Raw genomic sequence first — 1,412 nt, forward strand, 5'->3', positions numbered from 1 at the left:
GCATGGACCTGGTGAACATCGACGCGCCCTTCGACGCGCTGCTGCACCTGGTCATCGACACCGCGCACTCGCGCTTCCCGGTGTACGAGGGCGAGAAGGAAAACATCATCGGCATCCTGCTCGCGAAAGACCTGCTCAAGCTGCAGCGCGCGCCGGGGCTCAACATCCGCGCGCTGCTGCGGCCCGCGACCTTCATCCCCGAGAGCAAGGGCCTGAACGACCTGCTGCGCGAGTTCCGCGGCAACCGCAACCACCTGGCGATCGTGATCGACGAGTTCGGCCGCGTGGCCGGCCTCATCACCATCGAGGACGTGCTCGAGCAGATCGTCGGCGAGATCGAGGACGAGTTCGACATTGCCGAGGACGAGGGCGACATCTTCGGCCTGGCCGACCACACCTACCGCGTCTCGGGCGACACGCCGATCGAGCGCGTGGCCGAGGCCTTCGGCATCGTCTTCGACGAAGAGCAGCTGAGCGAAGACTTCGACACCATCGGCGGGCTCATCGCGCACGAGATGGGGCACGTGCCCAAGCGCGGCGAGCACCACGCGATCGGCGGCTTCGACTTCGTGGTGCTGCACACCAAGGGCGGGGCCGTGCGCTGGTTCAAGGTGTCCCCGGCCCGCGGCAGCGACGCGGCCGACTGATGCCGCTGCCGGCAGCGGCCACGCTCCGCACGTCTCCCGCCTTTTCCGCCGTGGGCCTGCTGCGCCTGCTGGCCTTTGCCTTCGCGGGCCTCGCCCAGGCCGCGGCCATTGCCTGGCCTGCGAACGGCCGGCCGCTGTGGTGGCTGCAGCTTGTTTCGCTGGCGGTGCTCGTCGGACTGCTGGACTGGCTGCGCGCCGAGGGTGCGGGCTGGCGCCGCGCCGGGCTGCATGGCTGGCTTTTCTCGACCGCCTGGCTCACCGGCAGCTTCTGGTGGCTATTCATTTCGATGCACACCTACGGCGGGCTGCCGGCGCCGCTCGCGGCCATTGCGGTGCTCTCGCTCGCGGCCGCGCTCGGGCTCTATTACGCGGTGGCCTGCGCCTGGTTCGTCGTTCGCGGGCCGCGCGGGCCGGTGGCCGGGGCGCTGGTGTTCGCCGCGCTGTGGACGCTGGCCGAGCTCGTGCGCGGCAGCTGGTTCACCGGCTTTCCCTGGGGCGCCGGCGGCTATGCGCACGTCGAGGGGCCGCTGGCGGCCTGGGCGCCGTGGATCGGCGTGTACGGCATCGGCGCGGTGGCCGCGCTGGTGGCCGCGCTGGTGGCGCTGACCCGGCCCGCGCGCGGCATCGCGCTCGCGCAGGCCCTGGCGCTGGTCGCCGCTGCATTCGCCGCGCCGCACCTCGTGGCACCGCTGTCCGGCGACGCGCAGGGCGCCAGGGGTTCGAGCGGCAAGCTGCAGCTCGCGCTGCTGCAGGGCAACATCCCGC

The 1,412-nt window shown here is 71.7% G+C and carries 1 protein-coding gene and 1 pseudogene; both read left to right on the forward strand.

The window, feature by feature from the left end; genetic code table 11:
• Positions 1-647, forward strand: a 647-nt coding sequence (locus AC1DOC_RS33565; protein ID WP_478131557.1) for an HlyC/CorC family transporter, incomplete at its 5' end; no start/stop codon positions are given.
• Positions 647-1,412: pseudogene (locus AC1DOC_RS33570) on the forward strand (apolipoprotein N-acyltransferase); the annotation flags it as partial. The gene AC1DOC_RS33565 and the pseudogene AC1DOC_RS33570, both read left to right, overlap by 1 nt.

Source organism: Variovorax sp. 01T439_2, assembly GCF_056398445.1.